The organism is Alkalibacter rhizosphaerae (assembly GCF_017352215.1).
GTDB lineage: Bacteria > Bacillota > Clostridia > Eubacteriales > Alkalibacteraceae > Alkalibacter > Alkalibacter rhizosphaerae.
Genome location: NZ_CP071444.1, coordinates 989,402 through 1,008,220 on the forward strand (window position 1 = coordinate 989,402; position 18,819 = coordinate 1,008,220).

An 18,819-nucleotide genomic window follows, 5' to 3' on the forward strand; every position below is an offset into this window, starting at 1 on the left:
ATTTAAAAATATGCTATATTATAGCATATATATACAAGTCTGTGGTCTGTTTTTTGAATAATCAGAAAATAGGAACGACAAAATCATGAAACGACAAAACCGACGAAGCATGGCTTCATCGGTTTGTAGATCTGTTTGATCATACCGTTTCCACGGGCATCCACAGGATCCCCACCTGATGTACTGTAATATTGGTTCCAGTGGCACGAATATCCACTTGTTCCAGGTTTTCTCCCGCAGCTTCGTATTGTTCCATCAGATTGTCCACTTCCTTTTGCAGCCGGGCTTCCAGCTCCTGGATCTGCTGCTCTACTGCCGCCAGGTTTTCCTGGGCCTGCTCGATGGAATCCCCGCTTTGGAATGCTCGACCTGTGCTCTTCATGGCCGTCCCGATCTTGGACACGGAGGTGGCCGTCAATTTTTTCTTGCCGAACAAGGCACCCAAAAGAGCACTTCCAGCCGACACCACTGCATCCATTTTCTTTTGCTTGGACTGGGCGGCGCTTTTTTCCACTGCCTGCAGGGCCCTTCGCTGACGGTCCTGTAAGGTATTGAATTTGCTCTCGTATTTCTGCCGAAGGGCCTCTACTTTCAAATCCCTTTCTTCATGGGCCGCATGCTGCAACCGGGCCAGAAAATCCCGTTGTTCTTCTTCCGGTCGGGAAACCATTTTCAACTGGGGATCGTACCAGAGTTTTAGACCCATGTTGGTTCGAACATGGGTGACGAACAGCTTTTTCCATTTATCCAAATTCTTTGGATTGGCTGCCAGAGGATTCAATCGATCAAAGCTGGCCCCTTCCATTCCCCGGTCCTCCAAAGCTTCCAGACGGACCGGTTCTTCCAGGCCATATGCGTCGTTCCAGTCCACCGGTACAGGCCCTTCCTTGATGGGGGTGACGCATAGGATCTCCTTCGCCTCCGCCACTTTGTATTTCGTACTGTTGTAGCTGGCCTGGCCGATGCCCACCAACACGGGTTCATAAACAAAGGAATCCGGATCCAATGCCGTATATTGAAAAAACTGGGGGATCGTTGGATCCAGTACTGGCGCCTCCTGGGATGATTCCAATCGTTTTCCTTTTTGTGCCATATTATCTTCTTTATCCGATGTTACCCCAATCACTTTGGGGCTTTGGTCCAGGGGCAGGTTGCGGATCTGGTCCGGCGTCATGGGGCCTGCCAGGTAACTCATGACCCATCGGGTCTGAAAGATCTCCGGCTCGTTTTCATGTACACTGTGAAGGTAGAAAGTCCGTTGCCCCAACCCGGCCAACAGCTGCTCCGTTTCCTGCTTGTTGAATACCCCGCCGCTGGCAGCGCCTTCCAGGCCCGCCAGAACCCGGTCCTTGTCCCTTTCCGTCTGCAACCGTCCGATAAACCAGGTGCCGATGTTGCTCAAGGCCTTGTAATCCAGGTCCACCGGGTTCTGGGTGGACAAGATCAACCCCAGACCAAAGGCCCTGGCCTGCTTCAGCAAAGTCAACAAGGGTGTTTTGGAGGGTGGATTGGCTGTGGGGGGAAGATAGCCGAAGAGCTCATCCATGTAGAGGATCGCCCGGAGGCTTCCCGTTCCGGACTGGGTCCGCATCCATCCCACCAGTTCATTTAACAGCATGGTGACAAAAAACATCCGTTCTCGATCTGACAGATGAGCAATGGAAAAAACAGAGATCCGCGGCTTGCCTTCCTCGTTGTGGAGAAAATCCGGGATGGACAGGGGATCTCCCTCCATCCAGGCCTGAAATCCCGGAGAAGCCAGCAAGTTGTTTATTTTCATGGCCAGTTCAAAACGTTCTTTGGAAGGATAGAAGCTCTCCATGTCCAGGACACCTACTTTTTCCAAGGGCGGATTTTGGACGGCTCCAATGAGTTCCTCCATGGTCAGGCCTCGACCCTGCCTCCAGTAGTGATCCATGATGCTGGCCAGCAATATATGTTCTTTCCCGGTCAGAGGATCCGACTCCATGCCCACCAGAGTCAGCACTCCGGTCACCGTGGTCTGAAGCTGTTCCCGATATCCGTCCGGATCGTTGTCTGGGCCATTTAAGGGCGGTTCAAAGGAGCGGACGGCCTGGACACCGATGCCGGCAGAGCTTCCCGGAGTGTATACTCGAATGTCTATATTATTCCGCATCTGCTGGATCCGCTGGGGATCCTGTCCCCAATCTGCCAATCCTTTTCGCCACAGGTCTGCCTGGGCTTTTGCATATGCCTCCGGATCCATCCCTTTATTGGCGGCTTCCGACGGAGATACCCAGGGCATGAAATCCTCTTTGGACAAGTCCGGAAAGGTCAAAGCCAGGTTGGACAGATCCCCTTTCGGGTCGATTGCAATAACGGGGATCTTGTCCATGGCCGCTTCTTCCATAAGGGCAACGCCCAATCCCGTCTTTCCACTTCCCGTCATGCCGATGATGGCGGCGTGGGTAGTCAGGTCTTTCGACTTGATGAGGGTCAGATCCTCCAACAATTTCTTTTCTTTCATGTCATAGGTTTTCCCCAAATAAAAGATCCCCATTTTTTCATAGTCCTGCATGGTATATCGCCCCTTAATTGTAAATATTCGTTTTTTCTCTATATTCATTGTAGCACAAGGTCTTCTCTTTTTTCGTGTCCAAACAAAAAAAGCAGAAGGTTTGCCTTCTACTTTTCTGCTTCGATCCGACGGATCAGTTCTTCCACTTTCACCTGGATCAGATCCCTGGTTTTTTCATAATCCTCCAAAGGTCCGCCGGACGGGTCATCCAGACCCCAGTCTTCCCGATGGCTGCAGGGGATGTAGGGACACTCCACATTGCAGCCCATGGTGATCAGATAGTCCACTTCCGCCGGGATCTCCTCCAGCAGCTTGGGACGATGCCCCTCCATGGAGACGCCGGCATTTTCCATGGCCTTTACCGCCAGGGGCTTCACCTCCGGATAATTTTCCGTACCGGCGGAATAGGCTACCATTATGTGGCTTCCCAGGTGATTGGCCCAGGCCTCCGCCATTTGGGACCGGCATGAATTGTGAACGCAGATGAATGCGACGGTTTTTTTCATATACATCTTCCTCTCTATTTACAGTGTTTCTTCTATAAACCAATGTCTGGTGGAATTGGCGATCTTCACCAGGGTCAACATCACCGGTACTTCCACTAAAACTCCCACAACGGTGACCAAGGCCGCCCCGGATTGCAGTCCAAACAGGCTGATGGCCACCGCCACTGCCAGTTCAAAGAAATTGGAGGCGCCGATCATCCCGCAGGGTGCGGCAATGTCGTGGGGCAATTTGACGATCTTTGCCCAAAAATAGGTGATGAAAAAGATGAAGAAAGTCTGGATGATCAAGGGCACGGCGATCAGCAGAATGTTTAGCGGATTTTCAATGATCACCCTGCCCTGGAAGGCAAAGAGAATGATCAAGGTCAGCAACAACCCGGTGATGGTCACATTGCTGAATTTGGGGATATAGGTATTTTCAAAATAATCCAATCCCCTGTTTTTCGTAATGACATTTCTGGAGACCACTCCCGCCACCAGGGGAATGACCACAAATAGTACGATGGACAAAAACAAGGTCCCCCACGGAACGGTAAGGCCTGTGACCCCCAGCAAAAATGCCACGATGGGTACAAAGGCGATGAGGATGATCAAATCATTGGTGGCCACCTGGACCAAGGTATATGCCGGATTTCCTTTGGTCAACTGGCTCCAGACGAAAACCATGGCCGTACAAGGAGCTGCACCCAGCAGCACGGCGCCGGCCAGGTACTGCTTTGCCAACTCTCCGTCGATAAATCCCGAGAAGATCCCATGAAAAAACAAATAGGCGAATCCAAACATGGTGAAGGGCTTGATCAACCAGTTGATGATCCAGGTCACAAACAGACCTTTCGGGTTTTCCCCCACCTTCTTCACGCTTTTAAAGTCCACCTTCAGCATCATTGGATAAATCATCAACCAAATCAATACCGCCACGGGCAAAGACACGTTTTCCACTTCGAATTGCTGTAAAAATGCAGGAACTTGTGGCAAATATACCCCGATGAGTACGCCGGCAACCATGCAGAGGGCCACCCATAGGGACAAGTATCGCTCAAAAAAACTAATGGCAGAGTTTGTTTCTTTCTTTTTCAATGCATCACCTTCTTCATGATTTTTTGCACCCCAATGGGTTTTCTTCCAGACAAATGCAGTCTCCGGTAGAAGAACCCAGCAAGGACAGCATTTCCACCAAAGTGGTCCATTCTTTCTCGTTCAAAGAATAATGGCTCCATGTCCCTTCTTTTCGAACATTCACCAGGCCACAGTCCATGAGCACCTTCATGTGATGGGACAGCGTAGGCTGGGTGAAGGTGAAATGAGGAAGGATCTCACAGGCACAGCGCTCTCCGCAAGACAAAATCTCCACGATCTTGATCCGATGGGGATCCGACAACCCTTTCAATATTTTTGACAATCCTTCATGATCCATAAATCAGCCTCCCATCTTTTATATAGACAACTATCTATGTATAGAATAAACCATGCCAGTACAACGGTCAATCGTTTCTAAAAAAACTTAACATACAATTAACATTCGATCCCATTTCCTTTTCCACAACAAATAATCGGGGACGATCGGTTCTTTTTCCTTGTATTACAAAAAACCCTTTTGTATAATAGGGAACAACTGTATATTCATGCAATTTTTTATAACATATTCTATTGGACCTGCGGAAAGGAGTATGCCATGTTTGGCTTGAAAGACCCTATCATTGCCTTATGCTTTGTCTCCACCTTTGGATTGTTGATATTCAACATTGTCTTTGGCATCCGAAAATACAATCAAGAGAGGAGGCGAAAACCATGAATCTAAGTCCGGGAACCTTTTTATTGACGGCCTTACTCTTTTTCGGAGCAGTGGCCTACACTTCCTATCTTGGGCATAAAAAAACCACCAACGCCCTGGACCTGACCGTAGGGGGACGAAACATGGGCGGTTTGTTCATCGCCTTGTCCTACGGAGCCAGTCTGGTGAGCACCTCCGCCATCGTCGGCTTCGGCGGCGTGGCGGGACTTTACGGCTACAGCCTCTATTGGGGGATCTTCGGCAACATGCTGGTAGGTACACTCATCGCCTTTACCGTCTTTGGACCCAGAGTACGACAACTTGGAGAAGAACTGGGTGCTCAAAGTTTTCCGGAGCTGTTGGGCAAGCGCTTCAACAGTCCCTTGCTGCAACGATCCGTCGCCCTGATCATTTTTGTTTTTCTTCCGGCTTATACCAGCATCATCCTCATCGGAGGAGCCAACTTCATGTCCGGTGCCATCGGGATCGAATTTCGAACCAGCCTGCTGATCATTGCCAGCATCGTTCTCCTCTATGTTCTTTACGGAGGTCTCATCGGTGTCATTTATACGGACGCCCTGTTGGCGGTGGTCATGTTTATATCCGCCCTCTTGCTGCTGATCACCCTGATTTCACGCTTGGGAGGGATCACCAACGCCCACGAGATCTTGAACAGCATCACCCATCTGATCCCCCAAGCCCTTCAAGATCAAGGTCACCAGGGCTGGACTTCCATGCCGGTGACCGGATCTCCCATCTGGTGGTCCGTCATGAGCACCCTGGTGTTGGGGATCACCATCGGAACCCTGGCCCAGCCCCATTTGCAGGTGAAGTTCATGGCCGTAAAAAACCGGAAAAATCTTTACATCGGCATTGTAGGTGCCGCTATCTTCATCTGGATGCTGACAGGAGGATCCGTGCTGGCCGGAATTTTCAGCAACGCCTACTTTTATCTCGAAAAGGGACAGATCGCCCTGGAGGCGGCCGGTGGAAATGTGGACATGATCATCCCACAGCTGATCGCCTCCATGATGCCGGAATGGTTCGTCTACCTCTTCCTGTTCGGATTGCTGGCAGCCACCTTGTCTTCCACTGCCTCTCTCCTTCATTTGCAGGGAGTAGCTTTGGGAAAAGACATTTTGGCGCTTCGTAAAAATGAAAAATCAACACGACCCAAGACCATGATCCAGTGGGGTACGGCAGCCGGTCTGGTTTTGGCCGTGATCCTGGCCTTTGTTCTCCCTTCCAACATCATCGCCCGGGCAACGGTCTTCTGGTTTGGTCTTTGTGCCATTTGCTGGCTGCCAAGTTTCATAGGAGCCCTTTTTTGGAAAGGTTCCACCAAGGAAGGAGCTTTGGCAAGTCTGTATACGGGTTTGATCTTCACCCTTTTCTGGTATGTTTTCATCAAAGCATCGGAAGCCATCCCACTAGGCATTTCAAAAGCCCTGACAGGAAAAGAAGTTCTCCTGGGTCACCCATTCCGAACCATGGATCCCCTGATCTTGGGCATTCCACTGACCACCCTGGTCTTTGTTGTTGTCTCCCTGGTCAGCGCCAGACAGCAAAAAAAAGAAGATCAAGGTGCCTCCAATGCGGCGTGATCTACAAATTTTATACAAAGAAAAAGCCTTTCCAGTTGGACCGGAAAGGCTTTTTCTTTATTTATGTTAGTTCTTTGATTGGTTTCTTTTATTCTTCGGTTCCATTTCTTGCTTCCAGATCTGCCAGGATCTGCGGCATTTCTTTTGTCAATCGGGACAGGAAGAACAAGCAGATTACAGCCAGTCCGGATGCCGCAGCGGACAACCATGTAAATGTGAACATGATGGCGCTAAGTGCTCCTTCGGTTTGCGTCTCTGCTCCACCGACATATCCGCCAACAGCCAAGGCCGTTGTTACGATGGCTCCACCAAGACCCAGACCAATTTTTTGACCCATGCTGGTAGCGCTGAAGATCAAGCCTTCTGTTCTCATGCCAGTTTTCCACTCGCCATATTCTACGACGTCACTGGTATATGCCAAACGGGTTCCAAGCATGGCTGCCGGTCCGGCACCTCTTAAAATTGCAGACAAGATCAAAATCGGCATGGATGTCGGTGCGATCAAGGGCACCAAACCACCGGCTACCTGCAGGAACATTCCAAGGAATGCGATGCTGGCTTTTCCGATTTTTCTGGAAAGAGGAGTCAAAATCAACATGGCTCCAAACATTGCTGCAAAAATGATGGACATGAAAGGTCCCATGAAAGCCGGGTTATGAAGGATCCAGATCATGTAGTAGATGTTGATGGCCATAAATGCCGGGAACATCCAGGAAGATACTTGAAGCAAGGTTACCCATACCCAATATTTGTTGGTCAACAAAACTTTGAATCCTTGTCCAACAGTAAGTTTCTTTTCTGCTGCCGCTTGCTTAGGTTTGTGCTCTTGTACTTTTTCTCGAGTTCCAAAGAAACCGACATACATCAAAGCACCAGCCAGAATAGCCATGATTCCGAAGAATCTGAAATAACCGCCATTGTCTCCGCCAAGTGCTGCGATGGCGCCGACGACAAAGAAGTTCCCCAATACTGCAGTCAAGCTACCAAATGTCTGACCGACCATGTTCAATCGAAGACGCTGGTCACCACGGCTGGTGATCCTGGATGTCAACGTTTGCAACGGGATGGTTACTGCGGTAGAGAAGAAGAATGCGACCGCATTATAAACAACGAATGCGTAGACAACTTTTCCTGTAACACCGATATCCGGCATCCAGAACAGCAAGACCATGGACACGACTGCCGGAGGAGTCATCCAAAGCAGCCACGGTCTTGCTTTACCATGCTTGCTCTTGGTTTTGTCCACCATAAAACCGATGATGATATCTGTGACGCCGTCCAACAACCTGGAAACCAACATGATCGTTGATACAGCAGCCAACGGAATAAGTGCAATATCCGTCCAGAAATAGGACAAGTAGTTTGCGGACAAACCACCGACTTGCAAACCCATGTAGGCCAAACTAAATGCTAAAAGTTCCTTGGTACTAACAATACCTTTTCCATTATCTTGTTCCATGAATTCACCTTCTTATATTTATTTTCTATAATCTAAGAAACCAACATTCTGTCCGAGCCCTGATGTCCGAGTGAACTACGCCCCCCCTTTTGCATGTTTTAAACTTCGTTTAATCTTCTGTAGTCTATATAATCACAATTAATTGTAATGTGTCAAGCATTTTTAAGTTTTTAAATAAAATATTTTTATAAATTTATATGTATATAAGATTATGATTTGTTTTTAACATTCTTTCTATCCTCCAGCTGGGCTCAAAAAACCTCAAAGCATTGGAACATCTGGCTTCCAAATAGTTTGACATCCACCAAAAATTTCATTTTCAGCAATCACTTCCTCTTTATTCGTTAAATTTTGATTCAAATCCTTCTCTTTTAGAAAATACTTTATCATTTTCAATAAATAGTTTGACGTCCACCAAATTTCATTACTGATCCTTTTATGAAAAAATGCTGTTGCAAAACAACAGCATGATTTACACATGATAAAGCCAAAAACTTGTATTCAATTTTAAATGCAGCTGTTTTCTTTCCCAGATGCGGCTTTTGAATATACACGCAGTGTAACAAAAAAAGAGCTTTCGCTCTTCTTTTTTTCTTATCTGGAAGATGCCTTTTCCAGGTAATCATCCTGCAGGGTGATCCCATAGTATTTTTCCAGTACATTGTTGATCTCAAAGTCGCTGTTCATGGTTTTTTCCGTTACCAAACCGTTTTGGATGATCTTCAGGTTGTTGTCGAAGATGGACACCCTACCCTTTTCCGTAGGCATGGTGCACATGATCACCTTTCGGAAAATGGAATTGGGATGGGTGGACGTAAACCAGTTGGCGATGTCGTAGTCCATGGCATGGCAAGGTTCCGACGTGAAGGAATAAACCGTCTCGTATTCGTCGCCTGCTTTGAATTCCATGACATATTCATATAAAGGATCCGTTTTGATGCGGTAGAAACGACCAAACTGCTCCTGGTCCACTCCTTCCACCAATTTGACCGGCGCGATGGGTCCGTTGCCTCCAAAGCCGACATCCGCCATCCATTGCTCTCCGTCGATCTCCACAATGATGACCTGATGAGATCTTCCGCTGTAACCAAACCCGGGGCGATACACTCGGGCAAAAACATCGGACACCTGGAATCCCACTTCTTTAAGCACATGAGAAAAGAGTCCGTTCATTTCAAAACAGTATCCTCCCCGCTTGTTGAGAACGATCTTCTCAAAGAGATCATCCCGGTCCAGGGAAATGGTTTTCCCTTGCAGTTGATCCAAGTTTTCAAAAGGAATGTGGGTGACATGTCCTACATGCAGGTCATGAAGCAACTTGGCATTGACCTCCAACTCCCCGTTATAATCGATCCGCTCCAGATATTCTTTCACATTGAATTTGCTATTTTCCATTTTTTCCTCCATTTGTATAGTATTGTAGGGATGCAATAGGACGGTTTTTTCGTAAACCATCATACATATAGATTAAATAATAAACCATGTCTTGTAAAATGTAAACGTTTTTTTAGTTATTGAAAAGCAATCAGCCCTGTGTTATGTTTTGAGTATAATACAAGACTTAGGAGGAGGAAAACGGCCATGACCAAACTCTACGATCATTTGAAGCCTTACGCCGGCCCCATTCTGTTTGCCATCTTTCTGCACATCATCCGGACGATCACGGAGCTTTTTCTTCCCACCATTACTGCAGACATGGTCAACAACGGCATCACTACCGGCAACGTAAACTACATTTTACAGTTGGGCCTGCTGATGCTGGGGGTGGCCCTGCTCTCTTCCATCGCCTCCATTTCCGCTAATTACCTGTCTTCCAAAGCAGCCAACGGATTCACAAGGGACTTGCGCCAGGAAGTCTTTACTCAGGTGGAACATTTTTCCCTCCATGAATTTGACCGGTTTGGCACTTCCTCCCTGATCAACCGAACCACCAACGACATCGCACAGGTACGGACCCTGCTGGATTTCGGTCTTCGAATGAGCATCATCGCCCCCATCATGAGCATCGGCAGCGTCATCATGGCCTACCGGAGGGATCCGGGCCTGGCCTTGGTATTTGTGGTGGTCATCCCCGTCTTGGCTCTGATCATCATTGGCGTGGTCTATAAAGGCCTTCCCCTCTTTGAAGCGGTCCAAAAGAAATTGGATGAAATGAACCTGATCCTGCGGGAACGTCTCTCCGGCATCCGGGTCATTCGGGCCTTCCACCGGGAATCGGTGGAGAAAGAGCGTTTTCAACACAAAAACACGGACTACACTCTCACATCCATCGCCGTCAACCGGATCATGGGAGCCATGATGCCCATGGTCACCCTGACCATGAATCTGGCCATATTGCTCATCGTCTGGTTTGGAGGATTTCGCATCATGGAAGGACACATGATGGTGGGGGACTTGATGGCCTTCATTCAATATGCCATGCAGGTCATGAGTGCACTGATCCTATTAACCAGGGTCTTCCTGATTATTCCCAAGGCCATGACCAGCTGGGGCCGGGTCGGACAAATTTTAGATACGGTGCCGGAGATCACAGATCCCCAAACTCCGCTGGAACCGGAAGCCGTTCATGGTCATGTTCGATTCGACAAGGTGGACTTCTACTATCCGGGGGCGGAATTCCCCGCTCTGTCGGGCATCTCCTTTGAAGCCAAGCCAGGAGAGACCACCGCCATCATCGGAAGTACGGGGTCTGGAAAAACCACCCTGGCATCTCTCCTCCTGCGCCACTATGATCCCACCAGCGGTTCCATACAAGTGGATGGAGTGGACATTCGGGACATGAAGCAGGAGACCCTCCGTTCACAGGTCGGATACACGGCCCAACGGACCCTCTTGTTTTCCGGTTCCATTCGGGAAAACCTTCTCTGGGGAAAAGAGGACGCCACGGATGAAGAACTGGAGGATGCCTGCCGCATCGCCCAGGCCAAAGAATTCATCGACCGCCTTCAGGAAGGCTACGACCACCAGCTGAGTCAGGGGGCGAAAAATCTTTCCGGCGGACAAAAGCAGCGTCTGGCCATGGCCCGGGCCCTGGTAGGGAAAACGCCCATCCTCCTCTTTGACGATTCTTTCTCCGCCCTGGACTACACCACGGAAGCACGTCTCCGACTCGCCTTGGCACAGGAAATGTCGGATCGGACTCTTTTGGTCATATCCCAACGGATCAACACTGTCATGGAGGCGGATCAGATCCTGGTCATGGATACAGGCCGCATCGTGGGACAAGGGACCCATGAAGAATTGCTGAAGACCAATCCTGTCTATCAGGAGATCGTGGCATCCCAGCTGAACAAGGAGGAGATCGCATGAGCAACCAACAACGAACAGCAGGACCCGGCAACCAGCCTCCAGGGATCCCTTCCGGCGGAGGACGCCTGGGGATGACTGGACCGGCGGAAAAGCCCAAGGATTTTAAAGGGACCCTTCGTCGACTTTTTGCTTATATCCTTCCCTACCGCAACCGACTTTGGATCGTCCTGATCACTTCCGTCTTTGGCACCTCCTTTGCCATTGCCGGACCAAAGATCCTGGGTCTGGCCACCACCACCATCTTCAAGGGGATGCCTGCCCTTGGCTCCGGAGCCGCCTGGACCATTGACTTTTCCTACATTGGCCGGATCCTTTGGATCCTGGCCGGCTTGTACCTGTTCAGTTCCCTGTTCAGCTATCTGGAAACCTACATCATGGCCAAAGTGGCCCAGGACATCGTCCGGGACATGCGTACCGATCTCAATGAAAAGCTGGGCAGATTGTCCCTGTCCTATTACGACAGTCATTCCCATGGAGACATCTTGAGCCGTGTCACCAACGACATGGACATGGTGGGTGCCACCTTGCAGCAGACCCTGACCCAGTTTATCACCAGCGTCATCACCATTGCAGGGATCGTTGTCTTGATGCTCACCATCAGCCCCTGGATGACCCTGATCACCCTGGTTACTCTGCCTCTGACCTTCTACACCACGTCCAAGATCGCCAAGACGGCACAGAAAAACTTCGCGGCACAACAACGGGATCTGGGTCTGCTCAACGGCCATGTGGAGGAAATGTATGGCGGTCATGTGGTGGTGAAAAGCTTTGGTTATGAAGAAAAGTCAATCCAGCAATTCCAGAAGATCAATCACCGGCTGTATGATTCCGGCTGGAGGTCCCAATTCATGGCCACGTCCCTCATGCCCTCCATCGGATTCATCAACAATATTGGCTACATCCTGATCTGCGTATCCGGTGCCATTTTCGTCGCCCGGGGAACCATTCCCATCGGGGACATGCAGGCCTTTATACAGTACTCCCGACAGTTTACCCAACCCATCATCCAGTCGGCCAACATCGCCAACGTGATCCAGTCCACCATTGCCGCAGCAGAGCGTGTCTTTGAAGTTCTGGACGAAGAAGAAGAATCGCCGGATCCGGTGTGGACAAAAGCTCCTTTTCAACCAACAGGTCGGATCGCATTTGACGACGTCCATTTTTCCTACGTTAAGAGCGAACCTTTGATCGCAGACCTGAAGGTCACCATCCAGCCAGGCCAGACCGTGGCCATCGTCGGTCCTACAGGCGCCGGAAAAACCACCCTGGTCAACCTGCTCATGCGGTTTTACGACATCGACCAGGGCACAATATACCTGGATGACACGGACATTCGTTCCCTTCCCAGGGGAGACCTGCGAAGCCAGTTTGGCATGGTGCTGCAGGATACCTGGCTCTTTAAAGGAACCATCCGGGAGAACATCGCCTACGGTAGAATGGATGCAAGGGAAGAAGAAATCGTTGCTGCTGCCACTGCCGCCAGGGCCGACCACTTCATACGGACCCTGCCCGAAGGTTATGACACCGTCCTCAACGAGGATACCAGCAACATCTCCCAGGGACAAAAGCAGCTTTTGACCATTGCCCGAGCGGTTTTGGCGGATCCCAAGATCCTCATTCTGGATGAAGCCACCAGCAACGTGGATACCCGAACGGAACTGCTCCTGCAGCAGGCCATGCAGGATCTGATGAAAGGACAGACAAGCTTTGTCATCGCCCACCGCCTCTCCACCATTCGAAATGCAGACATGATCCTGGTCATGGACCAGGGCCGCATCGTGGAAACGGGGACCCACGACGAACTGCTGGCTCGGGAAGGTTTCTACCATCGCTTATATCGAAGTCAATTTGAAAAAAACGTTTCCTGATAATTTTTTTGGTTGTTTAAACAAAGAATCTTTGGTAAAATATACCCTTATAGGGTATATGGATCTTGTTCATGTATTTCTTATTAGAAAAGGAGGTATTTCGATGCAAAAAAAAGACAATGCTTGGAACCCCTATATCGCAGGGGCATTAAGCGGAATCGTACTTATTTTCAGCGTATTGCTGACCGGCAACTATTTCGGCACATCCACGTCTTTTGTCATGGTTCTCGGCATGTTGGAGAAAGTCCTCAGCCCGGAACGATTTGTACAACTGGCATATTTTAAAACCATTCCCACCACTCTTCACTGGCAGATCCTTTTTGTCCTGGGGATCTTGGTGGGTGGATTCATCGCTGCAAAAATGTTTGGCGATTTCTCCATCCAGGCCATACCGGAACGATGGAAGACCCGTTTTGGGTCGTCCAAACCTAAAAGATATGCAGTGGCCTTCATTGGAGGGATCATCTCCATGTTTGGGGCCCGTTTGGCGGGAGGCTGCCCGTCTGGACAACTCAGTGCCTCTGCATTGCTGTCCGTCAGCGGATTTACGGCCATGATCCTGTTCTTCATCTTCGGGATCGCCACAGCAACCTTGGTATACAGAGGAGGGAACAAACGATGATTTTGATATATGGACTGATCACAGGGATCCTTTTCGGATTCTTTCTGCAACGAGCCCGGGTCATTCGTTTTGACAAGCAAGTGGGCGCACTGATGCTCAAAGACATGACCATTGCCAAATTTATGTTCACGGCCATACTGGTGGCCATGGTTGGACTATATTTCATGGACGATCTTGGTTTGATCCAAGTGGCCGGCCGGGAACTGATCCTGGGAGCCATCATCCCTGGTGGTGCCCTCTTCGGCATCGGCTGGGCATTGATCGGATATTGCCCAGGCACCGGTTGGGCCGCTCTTGGAGAAGGACGAATCGACGCTTTCTTCGGTCTGCTGGGCGTTTTTGCAGGTGGATTCGTTTATTCGGAAGTATATCCATTCCTGCGCGACACCCTGTTCACCTGGGGAAACATGGGCAGCCCCACCATCCCGGAAGCATTGGGAGTGAATCACTGGTTCATCATCGTTCCTTTGATCGTGGTAGTGGCTTTGGCCTTCCGCTGGTTGGAAAAAATCAACCTGTAATTTTCAGATCAACGACAAAAAACAACGCCGGATCCTTTTTAAGGACAAGGCGTTGTTTTTCTATGCTTTCCTTTTTTGCCAAACGTTGACGGCTCGTTTTCCAAACAGGTAGATCTGCACCAAACTGGCCATTAGGATGATCCCAAAGGCCATGGCCCCCACCTTGGGTGCCAGCAGGGCCATTTCCATGCCAAAGGCGGACATTTGGTTTTGGACCAGATAAGTGGTGGCCTGATAGAGGTCTCCTCCGGGGATCAAGGGCACCAGCATGGGCACCAGGAAGAGGATCACCGGTGCTTTCACCACCCGGGCCAGTATTTCCGACACCAGGGATACGGTGAAGGTGGCGGCAAAAAAACCGAAGATCTCCGCCCCGCTCCAGTGGGCCGCCAACAGATACATCCCCCATACAAGGGACCCTCCCAGACCGCAAAGGATCAGTTTATAGCCTCGAACATGGAACATGACGGCAAAACCCAGGGAGCAGAAAAAAGACATGATGACAGCGATCCATTCGCTCATAGGATACCACCTCCAAACCAGGTCATCACCAAAGCAAAGCCGAAGGAAATGGCCAGAGACCGAAGGATGGCATCCCCCAGACCCATGATGCCGGTGACCAGGTCTCCGTTGATCATGTCCCGCAGGGAAGTGGTGAGCAGGATCCCAGGGATCAACAACATAATGTTTCCAATGATGATCTTGTCCATGTGTTCTCCAAGACCCAAGGCGATGAACCCCAGAGCACTTATCCCAACGGCAGCAGAGGCAAAGAAGTTCAGAACGATGGTTTTCAGCCCGATCTTGCGGGCCAGGCGGACCGCCAGGCGTAGGATCAATCCGCATAGAAATGCGGTGATCCCATCGGCCACCGTACCACCAAAAAAGACGGAAAATGCACCGGAGACCATGCCGTAGTTGAAAAACATCACCCATTCGTTATAGCCTTTGGTCTGCTGGATATTCTCCACTTCCCTTGCCAGATCCTCTTCTTTTATTGGGCTGGCGCAGGCTCTTCGAGACAGATGATTGATCTTTTCGATCTTGTTCATGTCGGTGGCGTATTGAAGGACCCGCCGGGTCTGGGTGAGGACCGTCCCTTCGGGCAAATGGGCGCTGGCAGTGATGTTGGAGGTGATGGAAAACACATCCACCCTGGTAAATCCGTAGGCCAGTCCCATCCTCTTTACCGTATCCTCCACCCGATTGACTTCCGCTCCGGATTGAAGCAGAAGTTCTCCCAGATCCATGATGGCGTTGAAGATGCCGCCTTTATTCTCCATGGGATCCTCCCTTTTGTTCCATCGTATTTATCGTCTTTTGGTACCCCAACCGCAAGGACCCGTTTTCCAGGCGAACCACCCCACAATAGCGAAATCCCTGCTTTTCCAGAAACCGCCGCATGGGCAGGTTGTCTTCATGGGTGTCGATGCGGATGTTCTTGCATCGCTCCCAGCACCAGTCCAAACAGCGGGAGGCCACTCCCTGCTCTCTGGACCCCACGGCGATCCGGTGGATCACCCCGTAGGGACCTTCTTCCCGCCAGGTTCCCTCCACCAGTTGGTCATAGGTGGGATCCACTTCCTCCGGCGCAAAGTAAAAGACGCCCACCACTTCTCCCAGGTAGGTACAGACATGGCTTTTCCCCTGCCTGATATCTTCCAGGATCTGCTCCTCGGGGGATGGTTTCCCTGCCACTGATGGGGGTTTCCACTCTCCCGCATGAATGCCCGGGCCTGGGCATAGACTTCCATCACCTGGGGAAGATCCTGCCGGGTGGTCTTTCGTATGTTCCATTCTTCTTGTCTATGATCTTTCATGGTCCGTTATATCTCCAATTCATCGATTTCTTTTAAAATATTAGCCTGTTTTTCATGAAACATGAGCTTTTTGTTGTGCCGGTAATAATCCGCAGACCCCTGGGTGGCAATAAACTTGGCGCTGTAGTAGTTGGCCGTTAGTTCCGCCACCAGCATGCGGACCTCCCGGCCGTCCCCGAAGACGTCCTCCGCAAATTGGAAGAGGTGGTGGAGCTGGTCGGAAATGGTTTTTGCTCCCGCTTTCATCTGACCCACCATGGCGTCAAAATCTTCCCGCATGGTGGAAAAGGCTTCCTGATGCCTGGTGATCTCTTCTTTCCGGCAAGTCCGTCGAACTTCCCGCAGAGCCCGGAGGATCCGCTGGTATCCATGGCGCCCCTGTTCGGACAGGCTGTTGGCCTTTTCCTCCCCTTCCATGGCCAGCCGCTGCTGACGGATATGGCTTTCCAGAAGGTCATCCACATCTTTTTTCGCCAGATCGCAATCGATCTTCACCTGTTTCATCACCTGGATATAGTCCCGCAAAAAATGTTCCGTCCACTGATGATAACGGATGGATTCCTGGATGGATTCCAAGAGGAGACTCAATAGGGAGATCCGTTCATCCCCGTCTGCTTCCCTGGCCTTTTGCCGCACATCGGAGGAAGCTTTTCCCTCCAGGATCTCCTGGATGCGGTAGTCTTCCTTGTACTTGTTGTAGAGCTGGTAATAGGCGGAAAAGCCTCTGGCAGTCTTGTCGTGTCGCAGGTACTGGCCCACCACTACCAGATCCACATCCAGCTCTTCTTCTTCGTAGAGCCGGATGGCCTCCGACAAATCTTCCCAGCCCCTGGCGGTGACGAAGGACTTTCCGTCCACGGTCGTCTCCATGACGTAAAAGTCATCCTTTTTAATGTCCAGATAGGATAGGATAGAACCATGGATCCCTTTGGTGGATGCGTAGTTTTTCCAGACGCCGTAATCCTCCTCCACTTCCAGGATCTTTAACCGGTCCATGGTGACCACGTCGAATTCCCGGACGGATCGATTGTATTCCGGCGGATTACCGGCGGTGACCACCACCCAGCCATCAGGGACCTGGTGACGACCAAAGACCTTGTATTGGAGAAATTGGAGCATGGCTGGAGCCAGTGTCTCGGAGACGCAGTTGATCTCATCCAGAAATAGGATCCCTTCTTCCTTGCCGCTTTCTTCCATGGTGTCATATACGGATGCGATGATCTCGCTCATGGTATATTCACTGACCACGTGGTCCTTCCCCCCGTATTGTTTGTGTTCGATATAGGGAAGACCCAGGGCGCTTTGTCGGGTGTGATGGGTCATGGAATAGGAAACAAGGGCCACCCCCAGTTCCTGGGCGATCTGCTCCATAATGGCCGTTTTTCCGATCCCCGGTGCCCCCAGCATGAAGATAGGGCGTTGGCGCACGAGGGGGATCTTGTAGCCTCCGAATTCGTCTTTCTTCAGATAGATTTGAATGGCATGCTTGATCTGATCCTTTGCCTGTTGTATGTTCATCTCTTCAACTCCTGTTCTCCCAATGTGATCTTGATGGCCCAGGATGGGACCTGGGGCCCTTCTTCTTCCTCCAAAAAAACGAAGGCTGTATCATAATCCGGTTTCTTTCCAGGAAACCGACCGTATCCGTCGGTAAAATAGATCAGCCCTTTCAGGTTTTCCAGTGCACCCGTCTCCACAAGCTGATCCACGTATTCAAAAACCGGACGAAAGTCCGTCCCGCCAAGCCCGATGATCTGCAGATCTTTCAAATAGGCGTTGAACTCCTCCGTGGATGTGATGTGGGTCACCTGCTGGACCTTGTTGTCGCTCATGACGATGTAGATGTTCACCTTCTGAAAAAAACTGCCGGTGTTTTGAAGAATGGAATAGGTTTTTTCCAAAAACGACTGAATCAGCTCTCCAGAGCAGGATCCGGAAGTGTCCAAGGCGATGACAAAGTCCCGGATCCGGGTCTCTTCCGCATATTCCAAGGGCTCCACCAGGGGCATGTTGCCGTAGAGTTCCATGCCGTAGGTGTAGAACACGTAATCGAATTCGTCGTCGTTGATCTTCATTTCTTCATGGAGAACGGCAAATTTTCGCAGAAAGGCTTCGTAGTTGATCCGGTCCCGGTGAACTTGCCGCAAGTTTTGAATCAGTCCGTCGGATCTGGATGCCAGGGCTTTGGAATAAGTCTCCAGATCTGTTTTCACCTGCTGGCTCAACTGTTTCCATTCGTCCATCCGACCGAAACCTTTGGATTCTTTCCAATAGTCGTGATGGTCCCGGAAAAACAGGGTTTCCAAATTCCTTGTCTCTTCTTCCTCTAAAGAGGTCTCTTCCAGATGATGGTAGATGTTCTCCGCCATCCCCTTCAGATCCCGTTTTTTCCATTGTTCCAAGACTTCTTTTTCCTTCCCGTCCCGATAGGTCCTACACATCCCCAACTGAAGCTGCAGGATGATGTCTTCCACCACCATGTCGCAGGCCAGGTCCCAATGACGCTTGTTTTTGCCATCCGCCGTAAAGGGATGGGCCAAGATGCAGTGAAGGACCATGTGGAGCAGATCTCGAGCCGGCTCGTTTCGTTCTTCCTTGAACTTTTTCAGCAGATACCGGGGCTGAAAATACACATCCATGGTGTTGGTCCCCAGGGCCTCTTCCGAAACCGGGGTCCACCGGCATCTATGGAGGGCCCGATCCAAAAAACGCAGGGACAGGACCAAGCTGTCTCTTGCATCCTGGAGCAATTCCAAGGCCAGGATCTCCATTCTTTCTTCTTTGGCGTCCATGGTTTCCT

17 protein-coding genes are annotated in these 18,819 nt (G+C 50.3%); 6 read left to right on the plus strand and 11 right to left on the minus strand.

Going from position 1 to position 18,819, the window contains the following annotated elements; all coding sequences use genetic code 11:
- Nucleotides 1-139: 139 nt before the first annotated feature.
- The 4 genes from J0B03_RS04865 to J0B03_RS04880 form a co-directional block, all read right to left on the minus strand.
- Nucleotides 140-2,539 carry a helicase HerA domain-containing protein gene (locus J0B03_RS04865; protein ID WP_207300736.1) on the minus strand — a complete coding sequence of 800 codons (2,400 nt, stop codon included), beginning with the start codon at nucleotides 2,537-2,539 and terminating at the stop codon, nucleotides 140-142.
- Between the two features lie 107 nt (nucleotides 2,540-2,646).
- A complete protein-coding gene (locus tag J0B03_RS04870) occupies nucleotides 2,647-3,045 on the minus strand; it encodes an arsenate reductase ArsC (RefSeq protein ID WP_207300737.1) in 399 nt (132 codons plus the stop codon).
- Between the two features lie 18 nt (nucleotides 3,046-3,063).
- On the minus strand, nucleotides 3,064-4,122 hold the full coding sequence (arsB, locus tag J0B03_RS04875) for an ACR3 family arsenite efflux transporter (protein WP_246798190.1): 1,059 nt from the start codon (nucleotides 4,120-4,122) through the stop codon (nucleotides 3,064-3,066).
- Nucleotides 4,123-4,135: 13 nt separating this feature from the next.
- Entirely contained in the window at nucleotides 4,136-4,459 is a 324-nt protein-coding gene (locus tag J0B03_RS04880; protein WP_207300738.1) for an ArsR/SmtB family transcription factor, read from the minus strand.
- A 258-nt stretch (nucleotides 4,460-4,717) separates the two neighbouring features.
- On the opposite strand from J0B03_RS04880, the gene J0B03_RS12495 reads away from it, so the two are divergent.
- Nucleotides 4,718-4,837: a hypothetical protein gene (locus tag J0B03_RS12495; protein WP_508278645.1), complete on the plus strand. Its 120-nt coding sequence runs from the start codon at nucleotides 4,718-4,720 to the stop codon at nucleotides 4,835-4,837.
- Nucleotides 4,834-6,420: a sodium:solute symporter family protein gene (locus tag J0B03_RS04885; protein WP_207300739.1), complete on the plus strand. Its 1,587-nt coding sequence runs from the start codon at nucleotides 4,834-4,836 to the stop codon at nucleotides 6,418-6,420. The genes J0B03_RS12495 and J0B03_RS04885 overlap by 4 nt, the downstream gene beginning before the upstream one ends.
- Nucleotides 6,421-6,508: 88 nt before the next feature.
- Here J0B03_RS04885 and J0B03_RS04890 read toward each other — a convergent pair whose 3' ends face one another.
- Together J0B03_RS04890 and J0B03_RS04895 are read right to left on the minus strand one after the other, a co-directional pair.
- The gene (locus J0B03_RS04890; RefSeq protein ID WP_207300740.1) at nucleotides 6,509-7,879 is read right to left on the minus strand and encodes an MFS transporter; all 1,371 of its coding nucleotides are present in this window, start codon (nucleotides 7,877-7,879) and stop codon (nucleotides 6,509-6,511) included.
- 594 nt (nucleotides 7,880-8,473) lie between these two features.
- A complete protein-coding gene (locus J0B03_RS04895) occupies nucleotides 8,474-9,274 on the minus strand; it encodes an arylamine N-acetyltransferase family protein (protein WP_207300741.1) in 801 nt (266 codons plus the stop codon).
- Between the two features lie 186 nt (nucleotides 9,275-9,460).
- Between J0B03_RS04895 and J0B03_RS04900 the strand changes: the two genes are divergently transcribed.
- The 4 genes from J0B03_RS04900 (at nucleotide 9,461) to J0B03_RS04915 (ending at nucleotide 14,199) form a co-directional block, all read left to right on the plus strand.
- Entirely contained in the window at nucleotides 9,461-11,188 is a 1,728-nt protein-coding gene (locus tag J0B03_RS04900; RefSeq protein WP_207300742.1) for an ABC transporter ATP-binding protein, read from the plus strand.
- A complete protein-coding gene (locus J0B03_RS04905; protein ID WP_207300743.1) occupies nucleotides 11,185-13,056 on the plus strand; it encodes an ABC transporter ATP-binding protein in 1,872 nt (623 codons plus the stop codon). Before J0B03_RS04900 ends, J0B03_RS04905 begins: the two co-directional genes overlap by 4 nt.
- A gap of 103 nt (nucleotides 13,057-13,159) precedes the next feature.
- A complete protein-coding gene (locus J0B03_RS04910) occupies nucleotides 13,160-13,678 on the plus strand; it encodes a YeeE/YedE thiosulfate transporter family protein (RefSeq protein ID WP_207300744.1) in 519 nt (172 codons plus the stop codon).
- Nucleotides 13,675-14,199 carry a YeeE/YedE thiosulfate transporter family protein gene (locus J0B03_RS04915; protein WP_207300745.1) on the plus strand — a complete coding sequence of 175 codons (525 nt, stop codon included), beginning with the start codon at nucleotides 13,675-13,677 and terminating at the stop codon, nucleotides 14,197-14,199. Before J0B03_RS04910 ends, J0B03_RS04915 begins: the two co-directional genes overlap by 4 nt.
- Nucleotides 14,200-14,259: 60 nt before the next feature.
- Here the strand turns inward: J0B03_RS04915 and J0B03_RS04920 are convergent, their stop codons facing one another.
- The 5 genes from J0B03_RS04920 to J0B03_RS04940 are packed head-to-tail and all read right to left on the minus strand — an operon-like array spanning nucleotide 14,260 to nucleotide 18,811.
- A complete protein-coding gene (locus J0B03_RS04920; RefSeq protein WP_207300746.1) occupies nucleotides 14,260-14,721 on the minus strand; it encodes a threonine/serine exporter family protein in 462 nt (153 codons plus the stop codon).
- A complete protein-coding gene (locus tag J0B03_RS04925) occupies nucleotides 14,718-15,482 on the minus strand; it encodes a threonine/serine exporter family protein (RefSeq protein WP_207300747.1) in 765 nt (254 codons plus the stop codon). Before J0B03_RS04925 ends, J0B03_RS04920 begins: the two co-directional genes overlap by 4 nt.
- Entirely contained in the window at nucleotides 15,472-15,996 is a 525-nt protein-coding gene (locus J0B03_RS04930; protein WP_246798191.1) for a GNAT family N-acetyltransferase, read from the minus strand. The genes J0B03_RS04925 and J0B03_RS04930 overlap by 11 nt, the downstream gene beginning before the upstream one ends.
- A 29-nt stretch (nucleotides 15,997-16,025) precedes the next feature.
- Nucleotides 16,026-17,537: an ATP-binding protein gene (locus J0B03_RS04935; RefSeq protein WP_207300748.1), complete on the minus strand. Its 1,512-nt coding sequence runs from the start codon at nucleotides 17,535-17,537 to the stop codon at nucleotides 16,026-16,028.
- Nucleotides 17,534-18,811 (minus strand): vWA domain-containing protein, encoded by a 1,278-nt coding sequence (locus tag J0B03_RS04940; RefSeq protein WP_207300749.1) that lies wholly within the window; start codon nucleotides 18,809-18,811, stop codon nucleotides 17,534-17,536. The genes J0B03_RS04935 and J0B03_RS04940 overlap by 4 nt, the downstream gene beginning before the upstream one ends.
- Nucleotides 18,812-18,819 lie beyond the last annotated feature (8 nt).